Raw genomic sequence first — 19,392 nt, 5'->3', positions numbered from 1 at the left:
GTTCTGCCCGATAGCGTGCCGGTTCGGACTAATTTCTTCCGCTTCATAGTTTTGGAGCTTTCGGAAAGTCTTGCCATTTCTGTAATCGAATGAGTACGGGCTGAAGCGTTTTGGTGGCAGAATCCGCCTCCGGGGTTCGGGGGAGCTCCGGTGTACGGGAAGCGATGGGGAGGATCGGTAAGCCGGTGTCGGCAGGCGAGTCGAGTGGTTCTGTGGTGCGGCGCATCCTGCTGGGCTCACAGCTCAGGCGCCTGCGCGAGTCGCGCGGCATCACCCGTGAGGCGGCCGGCTACTCCATCCGCGCCTCCGAATCGAAGATCAGCCGCATGGAGTTGGGACGGGTGAGCTTCAAGGCCAGGGACGTCGAGGACCTGCTCACGCTGTACGGAGTCACGGACGAGGCGGAGCGGGATTCGCTCCTGGGCCTGGCCCGTGAGGCCAACGTGGCGGGCTGGTGGCACAGTTACGGTGATGTGCTGCCCGGCTGGTTCCAGACGTATATCGGTCTGGAGGGGGCGGCCTCGCTCATCCGGATCTACGAAGTGCAGTTCGTCCACGGACTGTTGCAGACCGAGGCGTACGCCCACGCCGTCGTCGCCCGCGGTATGCCCGGCGCGCCCGAGGCGGAGATCGACCGCCGGGTGGCGCTGCGGCTGGCGCGGCAGAAGGCCCTCGTCTCCGAGCGGGCACCCAGCTTCCACGCCGTGCTCGACGAGGCGGCCCTGCGCCGTCCGTACGGCGGGCGTGAGGTGATGCGTGCGCAATTGCGGCATCTGATCGACATGTCGGAGCAGCCGAATATCACCCTCCAGGTGATGCCCTTCAGCTTCGGCGGTCATGCCGGCGAGAGCGGGGCATTCACCATGCTGCGTTTTCCGGAATCCGATCTGTCGGACATCGTCTATCTGGAGCAGCTGACAAGTGCGCTCTATCTGGACAAGGCCGAAGAAGTCGCCCAGTACGAAAAGGCCATGGTCCGGCTCCACGAGGACAGCCCGGGGCCCGAGGAGAGCCGGGATCTTCTCCGGGGACTCCTTCAACTGGCCTGATTCGCAGATACGATGACGGACCGACAGGAGTCTGCGCCTGCAGTAAGGGATTGCATGTCCTTCCCCAGTGAACTGGCCCGCCAGTACATCGACGGCGAGTGGCTGACCGGCAACGGTGCGTGGGACATCATTGATTTCAATCCGTACAACGGCGAAAAACTCTGCTCCGTCACCGTGGCCACCGCGGCGGAAGTCGACCTGGCCTACCGGGCCGCCGAACGCGCGCAGCGGGAATGGGCGGCGGGCAGTCCTTATGAGCGGCGTGCTGTTCTGGAGAACGCCGTACGGCTCGTCGGTGAACGCAGCGGTGAAATCACCGAGCTGATCATCGAAGAGCTCGGTGGCACGCGGGCGAGGGCCGAATACGAGGTCCGGGCGGCACAGGAGTTCCTCCGTGAGGCCGCCGGACAGGCTCTCCGCCCGGTTGCGGGGCTCCTGCCGTCGGTCGCCGACGGCAAGGAGAACCGGGTCTACCTGCTGCCCGTCGGGGTCGTCGGAGTGATCAGTGCCTTCAACTTCCCGTTCCTGGTGACGGTGAAGACCGTCGCCCCCGCGCTCGCTCTCGGCAACGCGGTCGTGGTGAAGCCCCATCAGAACGCCCCGGTCGCCGGCGGCGGCCTGGTGGCCCGGATCTTCGAGGACGCGGGGCTGCCCGCAGGGCTCCTCAACGTCCTGATCACCGACAGCGCCGAGATCGGCGACTCCTTCATCCAGCACCCCGTTCCCAAGGTGATCTCGTTCACCGGATCGGACCGGGTCGGCCGCCATGTCGCCGCCGTCGCCGCCGGGCTCTTCAAGCGCACCATCCTCGAACTGAGCGGCAACAGCGCGCTCGTGGTGCTGGAGGACGCCGATCTCGACCACGCGGTCCAGGCGGCCGTCTACAGCCGCTTCCTGTTCCAGGGGCAGGTCAGCATGGCCGCCAACCGCATCCTGGTGGACCGGTCCGTGGAGGAGGAGTTCACCGGGCGCTTCACCGCCGCGGTGTCCGCCCTCACGTCGGGGGACCCCCGTGACCCCGGCACCCGTATCGGGCCGGTCATCAGCGCGTTCCAGGCCGAGGCGCTCACCGCGCTGGTCGACGGGGCGATCGAGGCCGGTGCCATGGCGCTCGTGCGCGGCCGCACGCGGGGAAACCTGGTCGAACCGACCGTGCTCACCGGACTGCCGGAGGGGTCACCGCTGCTGGAGCAGGAGATCTTCGGCCCCGTGGCCCTGCTGGTGCCCTTCGACGGGGAGGACGACGCCGTGCGCATCGTCAACGACAGCCCCTACGGGCTGAGCGGCGCCGTCCACACGGCGGACGCCGAGCGCGGGGTGCGGTTCGCCCGGCGTATCCGCGGCGGGATGTTCCATGTCAACGGTGCGACCGTGCAGGACGATCCGGCGGTCGCGTTCGGGGGCGAGAAGAGGTCCGGCATGGGGCGGCTGAACGGTGAGGCCGCCGTGGAGGCGTTCACCACCCGGAAGTGGATCTCGGTGCAGCACGGGCGGACGGTCTTCCCCTTCTGACGGGGCGGATCGAGGACAGCATCCGACCTGATGGGTCCGTGCGTTGACGGTGCAAGCACGCACACAACCGTCACGGCCGACCTAAGGCAGGCAATATGGTCACTCACGTCCAGGCGGAGGCTCACGACGAGCGCGGCACGCTCCTCGCCTTCGTCGAGGCACAGCGCGGCGCGATCCGGCGCTCGGTGCTCGGCCTCACCGAGGAACAGGCGGCGAGCCGTCCCGGCGTCGGTGAGCTGTCCCTCTCCGGGCTGCTCAAGCACGTGGCCGAGATGGAGCTGAACTGGCTGCGGATGGCGCAGGGGCGCCACAACGAGAAGGAGCGGAACGCGGACACGTGGGCCGACGGCTTCCGGCTCGTGGGCGGCGAGACCATCCCGCAGATGCTGGAGTTCTGGGCGGAGGTCGCTTCGGAGACGGAGGCCTTCATCCGTCACGACGTCGACAGCATGAGCGACACCTTCCCGCTTCCCCCGGCGCCCTGGTTCCCCGAGGACGGCTGCTGCTCCATGCGCTGGCTGCTTGTCCATCTGGTCGAGGAGACCGGCCGCCACGCAGGGCATGCCGACATCCTCCGCGAGACGCTGGACGGCAGGAAGGCCCTCGATCTGGTCGCCGAGGAGGCGGGCTACGCTGGTCAAAGTTGAATACGAAGGATGGGTGGTATGTCGGCGATCCGTCTCCTGGTCCTCGGCGCCGTGCGTCAGCACGGCCGCGCGCACGGCTATCAGGTGCGCAACGACCTGGAGTACTGGGGCGCCCACGAGTGGTCGAACGCCAAGCCCGGATCGATCTACCACGCACTCAAGCAGATGGCGAAACAGGGACTGCTGCTCGCCCATGAGACCGCCCCGTCCACGGCCGGCGGCCCGCCCCGCACCGAGTACGAGATCACCGAGCTCGGCAGCGAGGAGTTCTTCACCCTGCTGCGGGCCTCGCTGACCTCGTACGACCAGGCCGTGGACGTGCTCTCGGCGGGCATCGGCTTCATCGTCGATCTGGAACGGGCCGAGGCGGTCGCGCTGCTGCGGGAGCGCGTCGCCGCCATCGAGGGGTGGCGGGCCTCGGTCACGGAGCACTACACGCCGTCGGAGGGTCCGGAGTCCCTAGGGCACATCGGCGAGATCATGAACATGTGGGTGCATTCGGCGGACGCGGGTGCCGAGTGGACCCGCGGCCTGATCGCCCGGATCGAGGCCGGGGCGTACTCCTTCGCCGGAGAGGGTGAACCCTTCGTCGGGGTGCTCGCGGAGGGGCAGGAGAATCCCTACGCCACCGGGGCCCCCGACCCCGGGGATGTCCACTAATCAAGTTTGACGAATGGTTCGGGTGGGTTTATCTTCGATTACTAGTCAAGTTTGACTAAAGGGAGTGAGGGGCTGGTGGGCACCGTGAGCGACGCGATCGTCGTCGAAGGAGTGCGCAAGCGGTACGGGGAGAAGCGAGCTCTGGACGGCCTCGATCTCGCCGTCCGGCGTGGAACGGTCCACGGGGTGCTCGGGCCCAACGGGGCGGGCAAGACCACCGCCGTACGCGTCCTGGCGACCCTGCTGCGGCACGACGGCGGACGGGCGGAGGTGGCGGGCTTCGACGTGCGGTCCGAGGCGGCGGAGGTACGGCGGCGGATCGGGCTGCTCGGGCAGCACGCCGCGGTGGACGAGGAGCTGGGCGGCCGGCAGAACCTGGAGATGTTCGGCCGGCTTCACCATCTGGGCGCACGACGGGCGGGGCTGCGCGCCGACGAACTGCTGGAGCGGTTCGGGCTCGCCGGCACCGGACGCAAGGCGGTCAGGCAGTACAGCGGCGGGATGCGGCGGCGCCTCGACCTGGCCGCGTCCCTGATCACCGATCCGGAGGTGCTCTTCCTGGACGAGCCCACGACCGGACTCGACCCACGAGGGCGGACCGAGGTGTGGAACGCCGTGCGATCCCTGGCCGCCGGCGGCACCACCGTCCTGCTGACCACGCAGTATCTGGAGGAGGCGGACCAGCTGGCCGACCGGATCTCGGTGATCGACGACGGCCGGGCCGTCGCGGAGGGCACGTCCGACCGGCTCAAGGCCATGGTCGGTGGTGACCGTATCGACGTGGTCGTCCGCGACACCGACCGGCTCCGCGAGGCGGCGGCACTGCTCGGTGAGGGGGCGACCGTGGACGTGGACCGGCGGCTGATCGGCGCACCCGCCCCTGACCGTATGCAGGCTCTGACCCGCACCGTCCGGGCGCTGGAGGACGCCGGCATCGAGGCGGAGGACATCGCGGTCCGCCGCCCCACGCTGGACGAGGTGTTCCTGGCCCTCACCGGAGCCGGAAGCGGGGCCCACGCCCCCATGGACGCGGAGGCGGCGGCATGAGTGCGGCGACGGCGGGACCGGGACGCGTCGGCTGGGCACTGGCCGACTCCTGGACGATGACCAGGCGCGAACTCGCCCACTGGGCGCGGCAGCCGGTCCAGGTGGTCGTCGGTCTGGTCTTTCCGGTGATGCTGCTCCTGATGTTCAACTACCTGGTCGGCGGCGGCAGCGGGGTCGACGGGGACAACACGGAGTTCCTGGTGCCCGGAATGCTCGCGCTCACCATGGCCTTCGGCCTGGAAGGCACGATGCTTGCCGTCACCCGGGACCTCGACAAAGGCGTCATCGACAGGTTCCGTTCCATGCCGATGGTCTCGGGCGCCGTCCTGGTCGGCCGGAGCGCCGCAGACATGCTCCAGTCGGTGGCCGCGCTCGCCGTGATGACTGGGGTCGGATACGCCCTCGGCTGGCGCTGGCACAACGGTACGGCCGCTGCTCTGAGTGCATTGGGGCTGCTGCTCCTTCTGCGGTTCGCGATGCTGTGGGCCGGCATCCAGCTCGCGATGGTGGCGGGCAGGCCGGAGATGGTGCAGACCGTGCAGATCCTGGTCTGGCCGGTGGGCTTCCTCTCCAACGTCTTCGCGCCTCCGGAGTCGATGCCGGGCTGGCTGGGCGCGGTCGTCGAGTGGAACCCGATGTCGGCCACGGCGACGGCCGTACGCGGCCTGTTCGGCAACCCGGGCGGCCCGTCGGGCTCCTGGGCCGCCGAACACGCCGGACTCCTCGCGGTTCTCTGGCCGCTGGCGCTGCTCGCGGTGTTCTTCCCGCTGGCGGTCCGGAGGTTCGCGCGGCTCAGCCGCTGAACCCGCCCGGGAGCGTCAGTGGTGGAAGGCCGTCCGGGCGCCCGCGTCCCGGGTCGACGGATGCGCCTGGGCGCGCAGTTCGGGCAGGAGCCCGCGCAGATCGTCCACCAGCATCTCCGCGAGGTCCGAGGAGAAGCCGTTGCGGCATACGACGCGCAGCACCGAGAGGTCCTGGCGGTTGGCGGGGAAGGTGTACGCGGGCACCAGCCAGCCGCGCTCACGCAGTCGCCTCGACACGTCGAAGACGTCGTAGGCCGTCACCTCGGGCTTCGTCGTCACCGCGAACACCGGGAGTTCGTCGCCCCGGGTGAGGAGCCTGAAATCGTCCAGCGCCTCGAACTCCGCGGCGATGTGCCGCGCGATGTCCCGGGACGCCTGCTGAACGGCCCGGTAGCCCTCCCGGCCCAGTCGCAGGAACGTGTAGTACTGCGCCACCACCTGCGCGCCGGGCCGGGAGAAGTTCAGCGCGAAGGTCGGCATGTCGCCGCCCAGGTAGTTGACCCGGAAGACCAGCTCCTCCGGCAGTTCGGCCGGGGAGCGCCACAGCGCCCAGCCCACACCCGGGTAGACCAGGCCGTACTTGTGGCCGGACGTGTTGATCGAGGACACCCGGGGCAGCCGGAAGTCCCACACCAGGTCCTGGTCGAGGAACGGGGCCACCATCGCCCCGGACGCCCCGTCCACATGCACCGGGATGTCGAGGCCGGTGCGCTCCTGGAGGTCGTCGAGTGCCGCGCAGAGATCGGCGATCGGCTCGTAGGAACCGTCGAAGGTGGAGCCGAGGATCCCGACCACACCGATCGTGTTCTCGTCGCACAGCTCGGCGGCGGCCTGGGGGTCCAGGTGGAATCGCTCGCCGTCCATCGGTACCTGACGGGGCTCGACCTCCCAGAACGTGCAGAACTTCTCCCAGCAGACCTGGACGTTCACGCCCATCACGAGGTTGGGCCGCGCCGTCGCCGGATAGCGGTCGGCGTTCCTGGCGGACCAGCGCCGCTTCAGCGCCATCCCCGCCAGCATGCAGGCCTCGCTTGAGCCAGTGGTCGAGCAGCCCACCGTGGACGCCGGATCGGGGGCGTTCCAGAGGTCGGCGAGCATCGCCACGCAACGCCGCTCCAGCTCGGCGGTGCGCGGGTACTCGTCCTTGTCGATCATGTTCTTGTCCCGGCACTCGCCCATCAGCACACCGGCCTGGGGCTCCATCCAGGTGGTGACGAAGGTCGCGAGATTGAGCCGGGAGTTCCCGTCGAGCATCAGCTCGTCGTGGACGAGCCGGTACGCGGTCGAGGGCGGCAGCGGGCCGTCCGGGAGGTGGTGTCTGGGCGGCGCCGCGACCATCGGCGCGGTCGGATCGGCCTCCCCGAAGAACGGGTTGAGGGCGAGTCTGCGGTGTTCGTCGGAGGGCGTGGCCTTGCCGTGCGAACCCTGGTGGAGAGGCATGGGAGGTCCCCTCAGTCCTCGGCCGCGAGTCCGGCCTTGACGGCCCGGGTGAATTTCACGACTCGCTCGGCCTGGACCCGCGCGGCGGTCAGGGTCTGCTCGCCGACCGGGATGTCGCCCTGCCCCGAGACGTGGGAGGTGCCGTACGGATTGCCGTCGACGAACTTCGAGGGGTCCGTGTAGCCGGGAGGGACCAGGATGCCGCCGAAGTGGTAGATCGTGTTGTACAGCGCCAGCAGGGTGGACTCCTGACCGCCGTGGGTGGTGCTGCTGGCGGTGAAGCCGCTGTAGACCTTGTCGGCGAGCTTTCCCGCCTGCCAGAGGCCTCCCAGCGTGTCGAGGAACTGTTTGAGCTGGGCGGTGACATTGCCGTAGCGGGTGGGGGTGCCGAAGATCACCGCGTCCGCCCAGACCATGTCGTCGGGTGAGACCTCGGGGGTGCCGGCGGTCGCCTTCGCGTGCTCGGCCCAGGCCGGATTGGAATCGATGGCCGCCTGCGGGGCGAGCTCGGCGGCCTTGCGCAGGCGCACCTGCGCCCCGGCGCTCTCCGCGTCCTTCGCGATGGCCTCGGCGATCGTGGAGACGGTGCCGGTGGAGGAGTAGTAGATGACGGCGACATTGACGGACGTGGGCATGTGGGGCCTCCGTGGGGGGAATCGGGGGAGCAGGGGCCGGTCAGGACTTGTTGATCACGGCCGCCGTGCCGTAGGCGCACACCTCGGTGCCCACGTCCGCCGCCTCGCTCACGTCGAACCGCATCATCAGCACCGCGTTGGCGCCCCGCGCCCTGGCCTGGTCGACGAGCCGCTCCATCGCCTGGTTGCGGGTCTCGACGAGCGTCTTGGTCAGCCCCTTCAGCTCCCCGCCGATCATCGACTTCAGACCGGCGCCGATCTGGCTGCCGAGGTGGCGGGAGCGGACCGTGAGCCCGAACACCTCGCCGATGACTTCGGTCACCTGATAGCCGGGTACGTCGTTCGTGGTGACGACCATGACGTCCGCCCGGGGCGTCTGTCCGCCGCCGTAGTCCTCAATGCTCATGATGAGGCACCTCCTGCGGAAAGTTTTGCCCCGGTTCGTACCGCGCGCATCCTTGCTTACGCCAGTGGAACCCAGGCATCCGCCGCAGCGTTGATAGCTTGGGGCGGCCACGCAGCCGCGCACACCGACCAACCTGGAGCCCGGACCCTTGAATACGCTTGCGCTCGGCCCGAGCTGGCTGGACCCGGATTATCTGCTCAACACCTTCGGGCTGCCCGGCCTTCTGCTCATCGTGTTCGCCGAGTCCGGACTGCTGATCGGCTTCTTCCTGCCCGGCGACTCCCTGCTGTTCACCACGGGTCTCCTGGTGACGACGGGCGATCTGAAGCACCCCCTGTGGCTGGTCTGCGTCCTGGTCGCGCTGGCGGCGATCATCGGCGACCAGGTCGGCTATCTCTTCGGCCGGAAGGTGGGACCGGCGCTCTTCAAGCGCCCGGACTCCCGTCTCTTCAAGCAGGAGAACGTCGAGAAGGCGCACGAGTTCTTCGAGAAGTACGGTCCGAAGTCGCTGGTGCTGGCCCGCTTCGTGCCCATCGTCCGGACGTTCACGCCGATCATCGCCGGTGTGAGCCGGATGGACTACCGCGCGTTCATCACCTACAACATCGTCGGCGGCATCCTCTGGGGCGTCGGCGTGACGCTGCTCGGCGCAGCCCTCGGCAAGATCGACTTCGTGCACGAGAACATCGAGATGATCCTCATCCTGATCGTGCTGGTCTCCGTGCTGCCGATCGTGATCGAGTTCCTGCGGGCCCGCGGCAAGTCGAAGAAGGAAGGCGCCGCGCAGCAGGCCGACGACCACGGCCCCTCGGACGGCGGCCCTTCGGCCGGTCCCCACGGCGGACCGGGTGACGACGGCCAGGGCCGTGGCACCCAGCAGTACACCGGTGACCAGGCAGCCCCGTACGGCGGTGGGTACGGCAACGGTCAGCCGGGTCAGTACGGCGGCCAGGGCGCCCAGTACGGCAACGGTCAGCCGGGTCAGTACGGCGGCCAGGGCGCCCAGTACGGCAACGGTCAGCCGGGTCAGTACGGCAACGGGCAGGACGATCAGCAGGGTGGCGGTCAGTACGGCGGCGGCCAGGGTGCCCAGTACGGCGCGGGGTACGGCGCAGAACAGGGCGGCCGGTACGGACAGGGGCAAGGCGGCCAGTACGGCGGCGGTCAGGGTCAGTACGGCACGGATCAGGGACAGTACGGCGCTGCGGACCAGGGCGGTCAGTACGGCGGTGGTCAGTACGCACCTGCCCAGGGCGGTCAGTACGGCGCTGCTGATCAGGGTGGTCAGTACGGCGCTGCGGGCCAGGGTGGTCAATACGGCGCTGCGGACCAGGGCGGTCAGTACGGTGCCGCGGGCCAGGGCGCTCAGTACGGCGGCGGTCAGTACGGCGCTGCTGATCAGGGTGGTCAGTACGGCGCTGCGGACCAGGGTGGTCACTACGGTGGTCAGTACGGTGCCGCGGGCCAGGGCGCTCAGTACGGCGGCGGCCAGTACGGCGCTGCTGACCAGCGTGGCCAGTACGGCGGCGGCCAGGCCGCCCCGTACAACGGCGGACACGACGGCGGGTACGGCACCGGAAGGCCCGAGGCAGGTCGGGGCAACGGCCAGGAGGACGACCCGGATCAGTACGGGTGGCAGAGCAGGCGCTGAGCGCACGCACGAACGGCGCCCCGGTCCCGGTGAGGGACCGGGGCGCCGTTCGTGCGCGGAGCGGTCAGAATCCGCGGGTCCGCTTGGCCGCACGGCGGGACGCGCCCTCGACCGCACCAGGCACCCGCATGAACAGCCGGGAGATCTCGCTCCCCAGATTGACCCCGATGGCGATCGCCAGGGCCGTGGCGACCGCCGTGAAGAGCGAGGTGAGCCCGTCGTCCACCTCGTTCTGCGCGACGCCGAGAAGACCGAAGTAGGTCGCCGAGCCGGGCAGAAGCGGCCCGATCGCGGCCGTGATGTAGGGCAGCGACGAGGTGTAGCGGTAGCGCGAGAACAGCTGCCCGAAGAGCCCCACCAGACCGGCTGCCACCGCCGTCGCCGCCACCGGTGAGATGCCCCCGGTGCGGGCCATGGCCCCGTAGATGATCCATGCCACGCCGCCGTTGAGGGTCACCGCGAGCACGGTGGAACGCTCCTGCTGGAGCAGGATCGCGAAGGCCAGCGTGAGGGTCATCGAGGCCATGATCTGGAGCCACGGCCGGTCGTTGGTGATGAACCGCGCATCCGGGTTGAGCTCGGCGCCGAGCTGGACCCCCAGATAGAGCATCAGCAGTACGCCCGCCACGATGCCGATGAAGAAGTACATGACCTCCAGGAGCCGGGCTCCCGCGGTGAGGTAGTAGCCGGTCAGACCGTCCTGGACCCCGGCGACCAGGGCCCGCCCGGGAAGCAGCGCGAACAGCCCACCGGTGATCACGGCGGAGGGCCGCACATCCGTCGAATGGGTGAGGGTCAGCGCGATGCCCATCGCTGCCGGAGGCATGGCCGCTGCCGTGAACTGGTAGAACTCCGGCAGCCCGCGCCCGGCGCAGAGCCAGGCCAGCCGGTCGCCGAGCATTGCGCCCGCCGCCGCCACGACGAAGACCAGCACACCACCGCCGACCAGCACCGATGCCGAGCCCGCGAGCAGACCGGCGGCGGCGGTCAGCACCCAGCCCGGGTACGGGTGCCGGTTACGCCGGATCTCGGCCAGGCGCCGGTAGGCCTCCTCCAGCGAGATCTCGACGTGTTCCGCCGAGGTGATGTCGTCGATCAGCCGGAACACGGCGGCCAGCCGGGTGTAGTCGGTGCCCCGGCGGCGCACGGTCCGGCTGGCCGTGATGGGGTCGTCGACCAGCGACGGCTGGTACGAGATGGACAGCAGTGTGAAGGTCACCGTCGGCTCGGAACGGTCGAGCCCGTACGAACGCGTCACCGCGAACATGGCAGCTTCGACGTCCTCGGCCCCCTCGCCGCCCGCGAGAAGCAGCTCACCGATACGCAGCGTCAGGTCGAGCACGCGCGGCACGGCGGGGCCCGAGTCGTCGGTCCTCTGCACGCTCTCGGGCGCCGGGCGTTCGGTCACCGGCATGCGCAGCATGGTGCGCATGCGGTCCTGCCAGGGGGCTTCCTTGGTCAGCCGGACCATCGGGATGCCGTGCGCGGGGGTGAACGCGGGCGGCTGGTGCTGGGCGTTGTACCCGCTCGGCGGAACGAAGGCGGAGGCGAGGCTGTCGGACGCCGCGCCGCCCCCCGGCCCGGAAGCGGAACCCGGACCGGACGGCGCGGACGGGTCGGTGTGCAGGCCGGCCGGAAGGGCGAACTCCGATGTCGGGTGGTCGTCCTCGGGCAGGGCCGCCGGCTGCTCCACACCGGTCGGCGGGACGAAGGCGCTGTGCGCCTCGTCGGACTGGGGCTTCTGGTCCTCGGGACCGCCCTGTTCCGCCACCACTCGACCTCGAACCTCCTCGACCGCTCGTTCCTGGGAGCGCTTCTGCCCAGTATGTGCACGGACATGGGCCACCACGCGCAACGGGCGGCGCACCGGTGAAGGTGCGCCGCCCGTTGTCCGTACGGTCAGCTGGGCCGGTCGGCCCCATGTACCGCGATCCACGCCGTCCCGCCGTCAAGCGGAAGCCGGAGGGGATGACGTCAGTGCTTGCCGCCCTGCGCCTCGAGGCGCTTGTAGGAGGCCTCGATCTCGGCCTCGGCCTCGGTGCGGCCGACCCAGTCGGCGCCCTCGACGGACTTGCCGGGCTCCAGGTCCTTGTAGACCTCGAAGAAGTGCTGGATCTCCAGGCGGTCGAACTCCGACACGTGGTGGATGTCGCGCAGGTGCTCCACCCGGGGGTCGGACGCCGGGACGCACAGCAGCTTGTCGTCGCCGCCGGCCTCGTCCGTCATCCGGAACATGCCGATCGCGCGGCACTTGATGAGGCAGCCGGGGAACGTCGGCTCCTCCAGGATGACCAGCGCGTCCAGCGGGTCGCCGTCCTCGCCGAGGGTGTTCTCGACGAAACCGTAGTCCGCCGGGTAGCTGGTCGAGGTGAAGAGTCGACGGTCCAGACGGATCCGACCGGTCTCGTGGTCCACCTCGTACTTGTTCCGCGAACCCTTCGGAATCTCGATAACGACGTCGAACTCCACGGGTGGCTCCTCCATGATCAACACATACGACTGGTGGTTAAGTGTCCCTCACGCAGATGAGTGCTCGCGAAAGGGGCTGGTCAACGGTGGCCGAGCCGGTGGACAGACCGACGGACGAACCGTTGAACAGGTGGGGCAGGTGGAACGCCCCGAAGTTCCTGAAGCGTGGGAGCGGACCGGACGGCCTCCGGCTCGTCGCAGGCTCCGCGGTGCTCGGCCTGGTGGTCGCCGCCGGTGCCGTCCTGGCCGCCGGTCCCTGGGACTCCGGTCAGCGTAAGGCCGAGCGGGACCGGGCGGCCGTCCAGCAGCGCGCAGGTGGCGCACATCACGAATGGCCGGCGTCCGACGGGCCGAAGCCCGCCCCCAGCGCACCCGCCGTCCTGAGCGCCCTCGGAGCCACGGCCGGTCTCACCGCCCCGGCGGGCGCGAGCGGCCTGGAGACCGCGCTCGAGCCCCTGCTGGACGCGCCCGCACTCGGCTCCGTGCACGCCGCCGCGGTCATCGACACGGCCACCGGCAAGCAGCTGTACGCCCGGGGCGCGGCCACCCCCATGACCCCCGCGTCCACGGTGAAGATCGCCACGGCTGCCGCCGCGCTCTCCGCGCTCGGCCCCTCACACCGCATCGCGACGACGGTCAGGCTGTCCCCGGACTCCCGGACGCTCACCCTTGTCGGCGGCGGCGACCCCACCCTGGACAAGGCGGCCCTGCGCTCCCTGGCCGCCGACACGGCGCGCTCCCTGCGCGACGGCGGCACCGGACCGGTGCGGCTGACGTACGACACCTCGCGCTACTCCGGCCCGGCCCTCCACCCCATCGGCCCCAACGAGAACATCGCGCCCGTCAGCGCGCTCATGGTCGACGAGGGCCGCCTCGACAAGAGCGACCGGGGCCCGGCCCGCCGTACGGACGATCCCGCGGGTGACGCCGCGCGTGCGTTCGCGGACCTCCTCGACGAGGCGGGTGCCGCCACCCGGCCCGCCCCCACGTCCGGGCGGGCGGCAGCCGGGTCCCGGACGGTGGCCACCCATCTGTCCGCACCGCTCTCCGCCCTGGTCGAACGGGCCCTGACCAACAGCGACAACGACATCGCCGAGGCGCTGGCCCGGCAGACCGCGATCAAGGCAGGGGAGCCGGCCTCCTTCGCCGGGAGCCGGCGTGCCGTCACCGCCCGGCTGAAGGCGCTCGGCCTGCCGCTGGCCGGAGCCCGGTTCGCGGACGGCAGCGGCCTGGACCGTGCGGACAAGGTGACGGCAGGGCTCCTGGCCCGGCTGCTCGCGCTCGCCGCCGGACCGGACCACCCCGAGCTCCGCCCCGTCCTCGCGGGCCTACCGGTCGCCGGATTCAGTGGCACGCTCGACGACCGCTACACCGCGACGTCGTCCGCAACCGGCCTGGTCAGGGCCAAGACGGGCACTCTCACCGGGGTGAACAGCCTCGCCGGCACCGCGGTCGACTCCCAGGGCCGGCTGCTCGCCTTCGCCTTCCTGGCGTCGGGCTCCACCTCGCCGGAGGAGGCGGAAGCCGCACTCGACGCCCTGGCCGCCGCGCTCACCGAAGGCACCCGGTGAGCGGCTGACACCCCACCACGGAGCGACCACCTCACGTACGGTTGACGCATGACGAGCATCGGTGGTGCCGAGATGGTCGACTGGAATCTCGCGGTCGCGACCGCGACCCGGTTCGTGAGGCCGGGTCCCGAGATCAGCCGCGAGGAGGCCCGCGCCGTCGTCGCGGAACTCCGCCGGCATGCCAAGGCCTCGGAGGAGCACGTCCGTTCGTTCACCCGGATGATCCCGGACGGGCACGAACCCGAGGACACGCCGGTCCTGGTCGTCGACCGGGCCGGCTGGATCAGGGCCAACGTCGCCGGCTTCCGTGAGCTGCTGCGTCCCCTGCTCGGCAAGATGGAGGACCGCCGGGGCAACGGCCCGGGCAACGCCGTGCTCGGCGCGGTCGGCGGCAAGGTGACCGGCGTCGAACTGGGCATGCTGCTGTCGTTCCTCGCTTCCAGGGTCCTCGGGCAGTACGAGACCTTCGCCCCCGCCACCCGGGAGTTCCCCGCATCCTCCAAGGGGGGCGGCAGGCTGCTGCTGGTCGCCCCCAACATCGTCCACGTCGAACGCGAACTCGAAGTCGATCCGCACGACTTCAGGCTCTGGGTGGCCCTCCACGAGGAGACGCACCGAACCCAGTTCACCGGCGTCCCCTGGCTCCGCGACCATCTGCAGGGCGAAATCCAGTCGTTCCTCGACGAGACCGATGTCGACCCGATGACCGTGCTCGAACGCCTCCGCGAGGCGGCTCAGGCCTTCTCGGGCGGCAGCCGGCCCGAGGGCGAGCGGGGGGAGGAGGGGGACGACCGCGGACGCAGCCTCGTCGAGATCGTCCAGACGCCCTCCCAGCGCGAGATCCTGGGCCGCCTCACTGCCGTGATGTCCCTGCTCGAAGGGCACGCGGACTTCGTGATGGACGGGGTCGGTCCCGATGTGGTGGCCTCCGTCGCCGAGATCCGGGAGAAGTTCCAGCGGCGCAGGGCGCGCGGCGCGAGCCGGCTGGACCTGGCGCTGCGCAAGCTCCTGGGGCTGGACGCCAAGCTGCAGCAGTACCGCGACGGCGAGAAGTTCGTCCGGGCCGTGGTGGACGAGGTCGGGATGGACGGCTTCAACCGGGTGTGGACATCCCCCAACACCCTTCCCACCAAGGCTGAGATCGCCGCACCGGCGGACTGGGTGGCGCGGGTGCACCGCAGGACGGATACGTGATCCTGGCCGGTCCGGTGGCAGAAGATTGCCTCTCCAATCACCCATCCGAGGGACCATAGGGGCATGGGAAGGCGTGCAATGCTCGATGAGCAGCTTGGCTCTGTCACCATCGACGCACTCTGAGTGACGGGACTACGTCCCGCGCTCGGAGGCACCCTCCCCAGAACTTCACCCGAAGGGCACCGGACATGGGTCCCCATCCAGCGGTCGCGGCGATACGCCTGGCGGTCCGCCGCGTACTCCAGGACGTAGTCGCCGAACACAACCGTCACACCGAACAGGCCGGACACGCCGAGTTCGCCGAAGCCGGGGCGGGCAGGCGGCGTTCCGCACTTCCCGAACGGCCCGACACCCCACTGGTACTCGTCGCGTGCTCCGGGGGTGCCGACTCCATGGCTCTCGCCTCCGCCCTCGCCTTCGAGTCGCGCAAGCTGCCCGTCCGCGCGGGCGGCATCACCGTCGACCACAACCTCCAGCCCGGCTCCGGACTCCGCGCCGACGAGGTCGTCGCCCGCCTCGCCGAGATGCGGCTCGACCCGGTCGAGGCCGTCGCCGTGCAGGTCGGCCGCGACGGCGGGCCCGAGGCCGCCGCCCGTGACGCCCGCTACGCCGCCCTGGACGCCGCGGCGGAGCGCCACGGTGCCGTGGCCGTGCTCCTCGGCCACACCCGTGACGACCAGGCCGAGACGGTCCTGCTGGGCCTCGCCCGTGGGTCGGGTATCCGCTCGCTCTCCGGGATGGCCGCCGCCTCCGGACCCGCCGGCCGCTACCGCCGTCCGTTCCTCCAGCTCGACCGGCAGACGGCCCGCAAGGCCTGCCTGGTCCAGTCGATCCCCGTCTGGGACGACCCCCACAACATCGACCCCGCCTACACGCGCTCCCGGCTTCGTCACGAGGGACTGCCCGCCCTGGAGAAGGCGCTGGGCAAGGGAGTCGTCGAAGCCCTCGCCCGTACGGCGCAGCTCTCCCGCGACGATGCCGACGCCCTCGACACCTGGGCCGCCGAGGCCGCACGCTCGGTCCGCGACGACGCCGGACTGCTGGAGTGCGTCAAGCTCTCCGTCCTGCCCCCCGCCGTACGCCGCCGGGTGCTGCGCCGGGCCGTGATCGACGCCGGGGCGCCCGCGGGTTCGCTCTTCGCCCGCCACATCGAGGAAGTCGACCGGCTCATCACCGGCTGGCGCGGCCAGGGCGCCATCAACCTGCCCGGCCGCGTCGAGGTGCGGCGGCAGGGTGGCAGACTGGTGATTCGGCAGAGCTGAAGCGCAAGCGGCTGAAGTGCAGGCGAAACGCCGGTCCGGTCCCGGTGAGCAGTCAGGGTCCGGCAGGGCAGAGAAAGAGACGCGGGTGAACGAGAAGGACATGGGCACCGACCTCGAGTCGGTGCTCCTCACCAAGGAAGAGATCGACGCGAAGCTCGTCGAGCTGGCAGCGAAGATCGACGCGGAGTACGCGGGCAAGGACCTGCTGATCATCGGTGTGCTCAAGGGCGCGGTGATGGTCATGGCGGACCTGGCCCGCGCGCTGTCCACCCCCGTCACCATGGACTGGATGGCCGTGTCGTCCTACGGCGCCGGCACCCAGTCCTCGGGCGTCGTGCGGATCCTCAAGGACCTCGACACCGACATCAAGGGCAGGCACGTCCTGATCGTCGAGGACATCATCGACTCCGGTCTCACACTGTCCTGGCTGCTGACCAACCTCGGCTCGCGCGAACCCGCGAGCCTGGAGGTCTGCACGCTGCTCCGCAAGCCGGATGCCGCGAAGGTCGCCATCGACGTGAAGTGGGTCGGCTTCGACATCCCGAACGAGTTCGTCGTCGGCTACGGGCTGGACTACGCGGAGAAGTACCGCAACCTCCCCTTCGTCGGCACGCTCGCCCCTCACGTCTACGGCGGCTGAGGCGTACACGCCGACAGGGCCCGGCCGAACCCGGCCGGACTCCCGGGAACCCTCGTGGCCTTCGGGCCGTTGGAGCCTTCGGAGACGGGTTTGTCAGTCCTCCCCTGCGGTCACGGGTGACAATGCTGGGGTACCGTCCGAAGAACAGTCTTTTCTCACAGCAGCATTTACCTACGGGCAGGAGGGACGGGGCGACTTCGCTCCGTATGGATGGACGTGAAGCGATACTTCCGTGGGCCGGTCATGTGGATCGTGCTGGCCGTCCTCGCCGTGGTCGTGTTGATGCAGGTCGTCGGCTCGTCCGGCGGCTACAAGACGGTGGACACCGGCAAGGTGATCCAGGCGATCAGCAAGAACCAGGTGGAGCAGGCCAAGCTGACCACCGGTGACGAACAGATCCTGAAGATCGAGCTGAAGGACAAGGAAAAGCTCAAGGGCGAGTCCGGCAGCAAGTTCCAGGCGAGCTACATCGGCAACCAGGGTGTCGAGCTCGCCGACACGCTGCAGAAGAAGTTCGAGAGCGGTGACATCGAGAAGGGTTACACCGTCTCGCCGTCGAAGCAGTCCCCGTTCGTCTCGATCCTTCTCTCGCTGTTGCCCTTCGTCCTGATCGTGGTCGTGTTCCTGTTTCTGATGAATCAGATGCAGGGCGGCGGCTCCAAGGTCATGCAGTTCGGCAAGTCCAAGGCCAAGCTGATCACCAAGGACACGCCGAAGACGACGTTCGCCGATGTGGCGGGGTCGGACGAGGCCGTCGAGGAACTGTACGAGATCAAGGAATTCCTCCAGGAGCCGGCGAAGTTCCAGGCCGTCGGCGCCAAGATCCCCAAGGGTGTCCTGCTGTACGGGCCGCCCGGTACGGGTAAGACGCTGCTCGCTCGCGCCGTCGCCGGCGAGGCGGGCGTCCCGTTCTACTCGATCTCCGGTTCCGACTTCGTCGAGATGTTCGTCGGTGTCGGTGCCTCCCGTGTCCGTGACCTCTTCGAGCAGGCCAAGGCGAACGCTCCGGCGATCGTCTTCGTCGACGAGATCGACGCAGTCGGACGGCACCGTGGTGCCGGCATGGGCGGCGGTCACGACGAGCGCGAGCAGACGCTCAACCAGCTGCTCGTCGAGATGGACGGCTTCGACGTGAAGGGCGGGGTCATCCTGATCGCCGCCACGAACCGGCCGGACATCCTGGACCCGGCGCTGCTGCGTCCGGGACGCTTCGACCGGCAGATCGCCGTCGACCGGCCGGACATGCAGGGCCGCCTCGAGATCCTCAAGGTGCACCAGAAGGGCAAGCCGGTCGCGGAGGACGTCGACCTCAACGCGGTCGCCCGTCGTACGCCCGGCTTCACCGGTGCCGACCTGTCGAACGTGCTGAACGAAGCGGCGCTCCTGACGGCGCGCAGCAACAAGAAGCTGATCGACAACCACATGCTCGACGAGGCCATCGACCGCGTCGTGGCGGGTCCGCAGAAGCGGACCCGGATCATGTCCGAGAAGGAAAAGAAGATCACCGCGTACCACGAGGGCGGACACGCCCTGGTCGCGGCGGCCTCACCCCAGTCGGACCCGGTCCACAAGATCACGATCCTCTCCCGCGGCCGTGCCCTCGGATACACGATGGTGCTCCCGGAGGAGGACAAGTACTCCACGACGCGCAACGAGATGCTCGACCAGCTGGCGTACATGCTGGGCGGGCGCGCGGCCGAGGAGCTGGTCTTCCACGACCCGACGACCGGCGCTGCGAACGACATCGAGAAGGCCACTGCCACGGCCCGCGCGATGGTCACGCAGTACGGCATGACCGAGCGGCTCGGTGCGATCAAGTTCGGTGGAGACAACACCGAGCCCTTCGTGGGCCGGGAGATGGGCCATCAGCGCGACTACTCGGAAGAGGTCGCGGCGCTCGTCGACGAAGAGGTCAAGAAGCTCATCGAGACCGCGCACAACGACGCGTGGGAAATCCTCGTCGAGAACCGTGACATCCTCGACGCCCTGGTCCTCGAGCTCCTCGAGAAGGAGACGCTCGGCAAGGAGCAGATCGCCGAGATCTTCGCCCCGATCGTGAAGCGCCCGGCTCGCCCGGCGTGGACCGGTTCCGCCCGGCGTACCCCGTCGACGCGTCCGCCTGTGCTCTCTCCCAAGGAGCTGGCCCTCACCAACGGCTCCGCCAATGGTTCGGGCACTCCGGAGATCGCTCCGACGGACATGACGAAGAACACCGGCAGTACCTCCCCGGAGGCGCTCCCCGAGGATCGCCCCGAGAGTTAGTCCCTGCCCGACCCGGTGTGGCCCCCGTCACGGGGTCTCCACCAGGCCCGGAATGGATGCCGCGCCCCCCAGGTTCTAGCCTGTGGGGGCGCGGCTTTTTCGTATGCCCGCGCTGTGCCTGCCGTCTTCCGTGAGGTCCGGGCG

Annotated in this window: 17 protein-coding genes; 12 read left to right on the top strand and 5 right to left on the bottom strand. The window is 69.6% G+C overall.

Going from position 1 to position 19,392, the window contains the following annotated elements; genetic code table 11:
- Window positions 1–164: 164 nt before the first annotated feature.
- The 6 genes from HED23_RS33065 (at window position 165) to HED23_RS33040 (ending at window position 5,718) form a co-directional block, all read left to right on the top strand.
- A complete protein-coding gene (locus tag HED23_RS33065; RefSeq protein ID WP_203186982.1) occupies window positions 165–1,049 on the top strand; it encodes a helix-turn-helix domain-containing protein in 885 nt (294 codons plus the stop codon).
- Window positions 1,050–1,103: 54 nt separating this feature from the next.
- Entirely contained in the window at window positions 1,104–2,561 is a 1,458-nt protein-coding gene (locus HED23_RS33060; protein WP_203186981.1) for an aldehyde dehydrogenase family protein, read from the top strand.
- 95 nt (window positions 2,562–2,656) lie between these two features.
- A complete protein-coding gene (locus HED23_RS33055; RefSeq protein ID WP_203186980.1) occupies window positions 2,657–3,208 on the top strand; it encodes a DinB family protein in 552 nt (183 codons plus the stop codon).
- Window positions 3,209–3,226: 18 nt separating this feature from the next.
- Entirely contained in the window at window positions 3,227–3,868 is a 642-nt protein-coding gene (locus HED23_RS33050) for a PadR family transcriptional regulator (protein WP_203186979.1), read from the top strand.
- A gap of 84 nt (window positions 3,869–3,952) precedes the next feature.
- Entirely contained in the window at window positions 3,953–4,915 is a 963-nt protein-coding gene (locus HED23_RS33045; RefSeq protein WP_203187744.1) for an ATP-binding cassette domain-containing protein, read from the top strand.
- Window positions 4,912–5,718 (top strand): ABC transporter permease, encoded by an 807-nt coding sequence (locus tag HED23_RS33040; protein WP_203186978.1) that lies wholly within the window; start codon window positions 4,912–4,914, stop codon window positions 5,716–5,718. The genes HED23_RS33045 and HED23_RS33040 overlap by 4 nt, the downstream gene beginning before the upstream one ends.
- A gap of 15 nt (window positions 5,719–5,733) precedes the next feature.
- On the opposite strand, the gene HED23_RS33035 is transcribed toward HED23_RS33040, so the two are convergent.
- The 3 genes from HED23_RS33035 to HED23_RS33025 are packed head-to-tail and all read right to left on the bottom strand — an operon-like array spanning window position 5,734 to window position 8,199.
- Entirely contained in the window at window positions 5,734–7,158 is a 1,425-nt protein-coding gene (locus tag HED23_RS33035) for a glutamate decarboxylase (protein WP_203186977.1), read from the bottom strand.
- An 11-nt stretch (window positions 7,159–7,169) separates the two neighbouring features.
- Window positions 7,170–7,793, bottom strand: a complete 624-nt coding sequence (gene wrbA / locus HED23_RS33030) for an NAD(P)H:quinone oxidoreductase (RefSeq protein WP_203186976.1) — start codon at window positions 7,791–7,793, stop codon at window positions 7,170–7,172.
- A gap of 40 nt (window positions 7,794–7,833) precedes the next feature.
- The gene (locus tag HED23_RS33025; RefSeq protein ID WP_203186975.1) at window positions 7,834–8,199 is read right to left on the bottom strand and encodes a YbjQ family protein; all 366 of its coding nucleotides are present in this window, start codon (window positions 8,197–8,199) and stop codon (window positions 7,834–7,836) included.
- 148 nt (window positions 8,200–8,347) lie between these two features.
- Here HED23_RS33025 and HED23_RS33020 point away from each other — a divergent pair, with 148 nt between their 5' ends.
- Window positions 8,348–9,850 (top strand): DedA family protein, encoded by a 1,503-nt coding sequence (locus tag HED23_RS33020; RefSeq protein WP_203186974.1) that lies wholly within the window; start codon window positions 8,348–8,350, stop codon window positions 9,848–9,850.
- A gap of 64 nt (window positions 9,851–9,914) precedes the next feature.
- Here HED23_RS33020 and HED23_RS33015 read toward each other — a convergent pair whose 3' ends face one another.
- Window positions 9,915–11,624, bottom strand: a complete 1,710-nt coding sequence (locus HED23_RS33015) for a threonine/serine ThrE exporter family protein (RefSeq protein ID WP_203186973.1) — start codon at window positions 11,622–11,624, stop codon at window positions 9,915–9,917.
- Between the two features lie 200 nt (window positions 11,625–11,824).
- Window positions 11,825–12,319 carry an inorganic diphosphatase gene (locus HED23_RS33010; RefSeq protein ID WP_104786950.1) on the bottom strand — a complete coding sequence of 165 codons (495 nt, stop codon included), beginning with the start codon at window positions 12,317–12,319 and terminating at the stop codon, window positions 11,825–11,827.
- 86 nt (window positions 12,320–12,405) lie between these two features.
- On the opposite strand from HED23_RS33010, the gene dacB reads away from it, so the two are divergent.
- From dacB to ftsH, 5 genes are all read left to right on the top strand, one after another.
- Window positions 12,406–13,890, top strand: coding sequence for a D-alanyl-D-alanine carboxypeptidase/D-alanyl-D-alanine-endopeptidase (dacB, locus tag HED23_RS33005; protein ID WP_203186972.1), 1,485 nt, complete (start codon window positions 12,406–12,408; stop codon window positions 13,888–13,890).
- Between the two features lie 48 nt (window positions 13,891–13,938).
- On the top strand, window positions 13,939–15,084 hold the full coding sequence (locus tag HED23_RS33000) for a zinc-dependent metalloprotease (protein WP_203186971.1): 1,146 nt from the start codon (window positions 13,939–13,941) through the stop codon (window positions 15,082–15,084).
- Window positions 15,085–15,272: 188 nt separating this feature from the next.
- Window positions 15,273–16,346 (top strand): tRNA lysidine(34) synthetase TilS, encoded by a 1,074-nt coding sequence (tilS, locus tag HED23_RS32995; protein WP_203186970.1) that lies wholly within the window; start codon window positions 15,273–15,275, stop codon window positions 16,344–16,346.
- Between the two features lie 100 nt (window positions 16,347–16,446).
- Window positions 16,447–16,986, top strand: a complete 540-nt coding sequence (gene hpt, locus HED23_RS32990) for a hypoxanthine phosphoribosyltransferase (RefSeq protein WP_203187743.1) — start codon at window positions 16,447–16,449, stop codon at window positions 16,984–16,986.
- Between the two features lie 210 nt (window positions 16,987–17,196).
- Window positions 17,197–19,248, top strand: coding sequence for an ATP-dependent zinc metalloprotease FtsH (ftsH, locus tag HED23_RS32985; protein WP_203186969.1), 2,052 nt, complete (start codon window positions 17,197–17,199; stop codon window positions 19,246–19,248).
- Window positions 19,249–19,392: the final 144 nt, after the last annotated feature.

This window comes from Streptomyces pratensis, assembly GCF_016804005.1.
Lineage (GTDB): Bacteria > Actinomycetota > Actinomycetes > Streptomycetales > Streptomycetaceae > Streptomyces > Streptomyces pratensis_A.
Note: the sequence above shows the minus strand (reverse complement) of the source record. Positions and strands in the feature narration are given on the sequence as shown.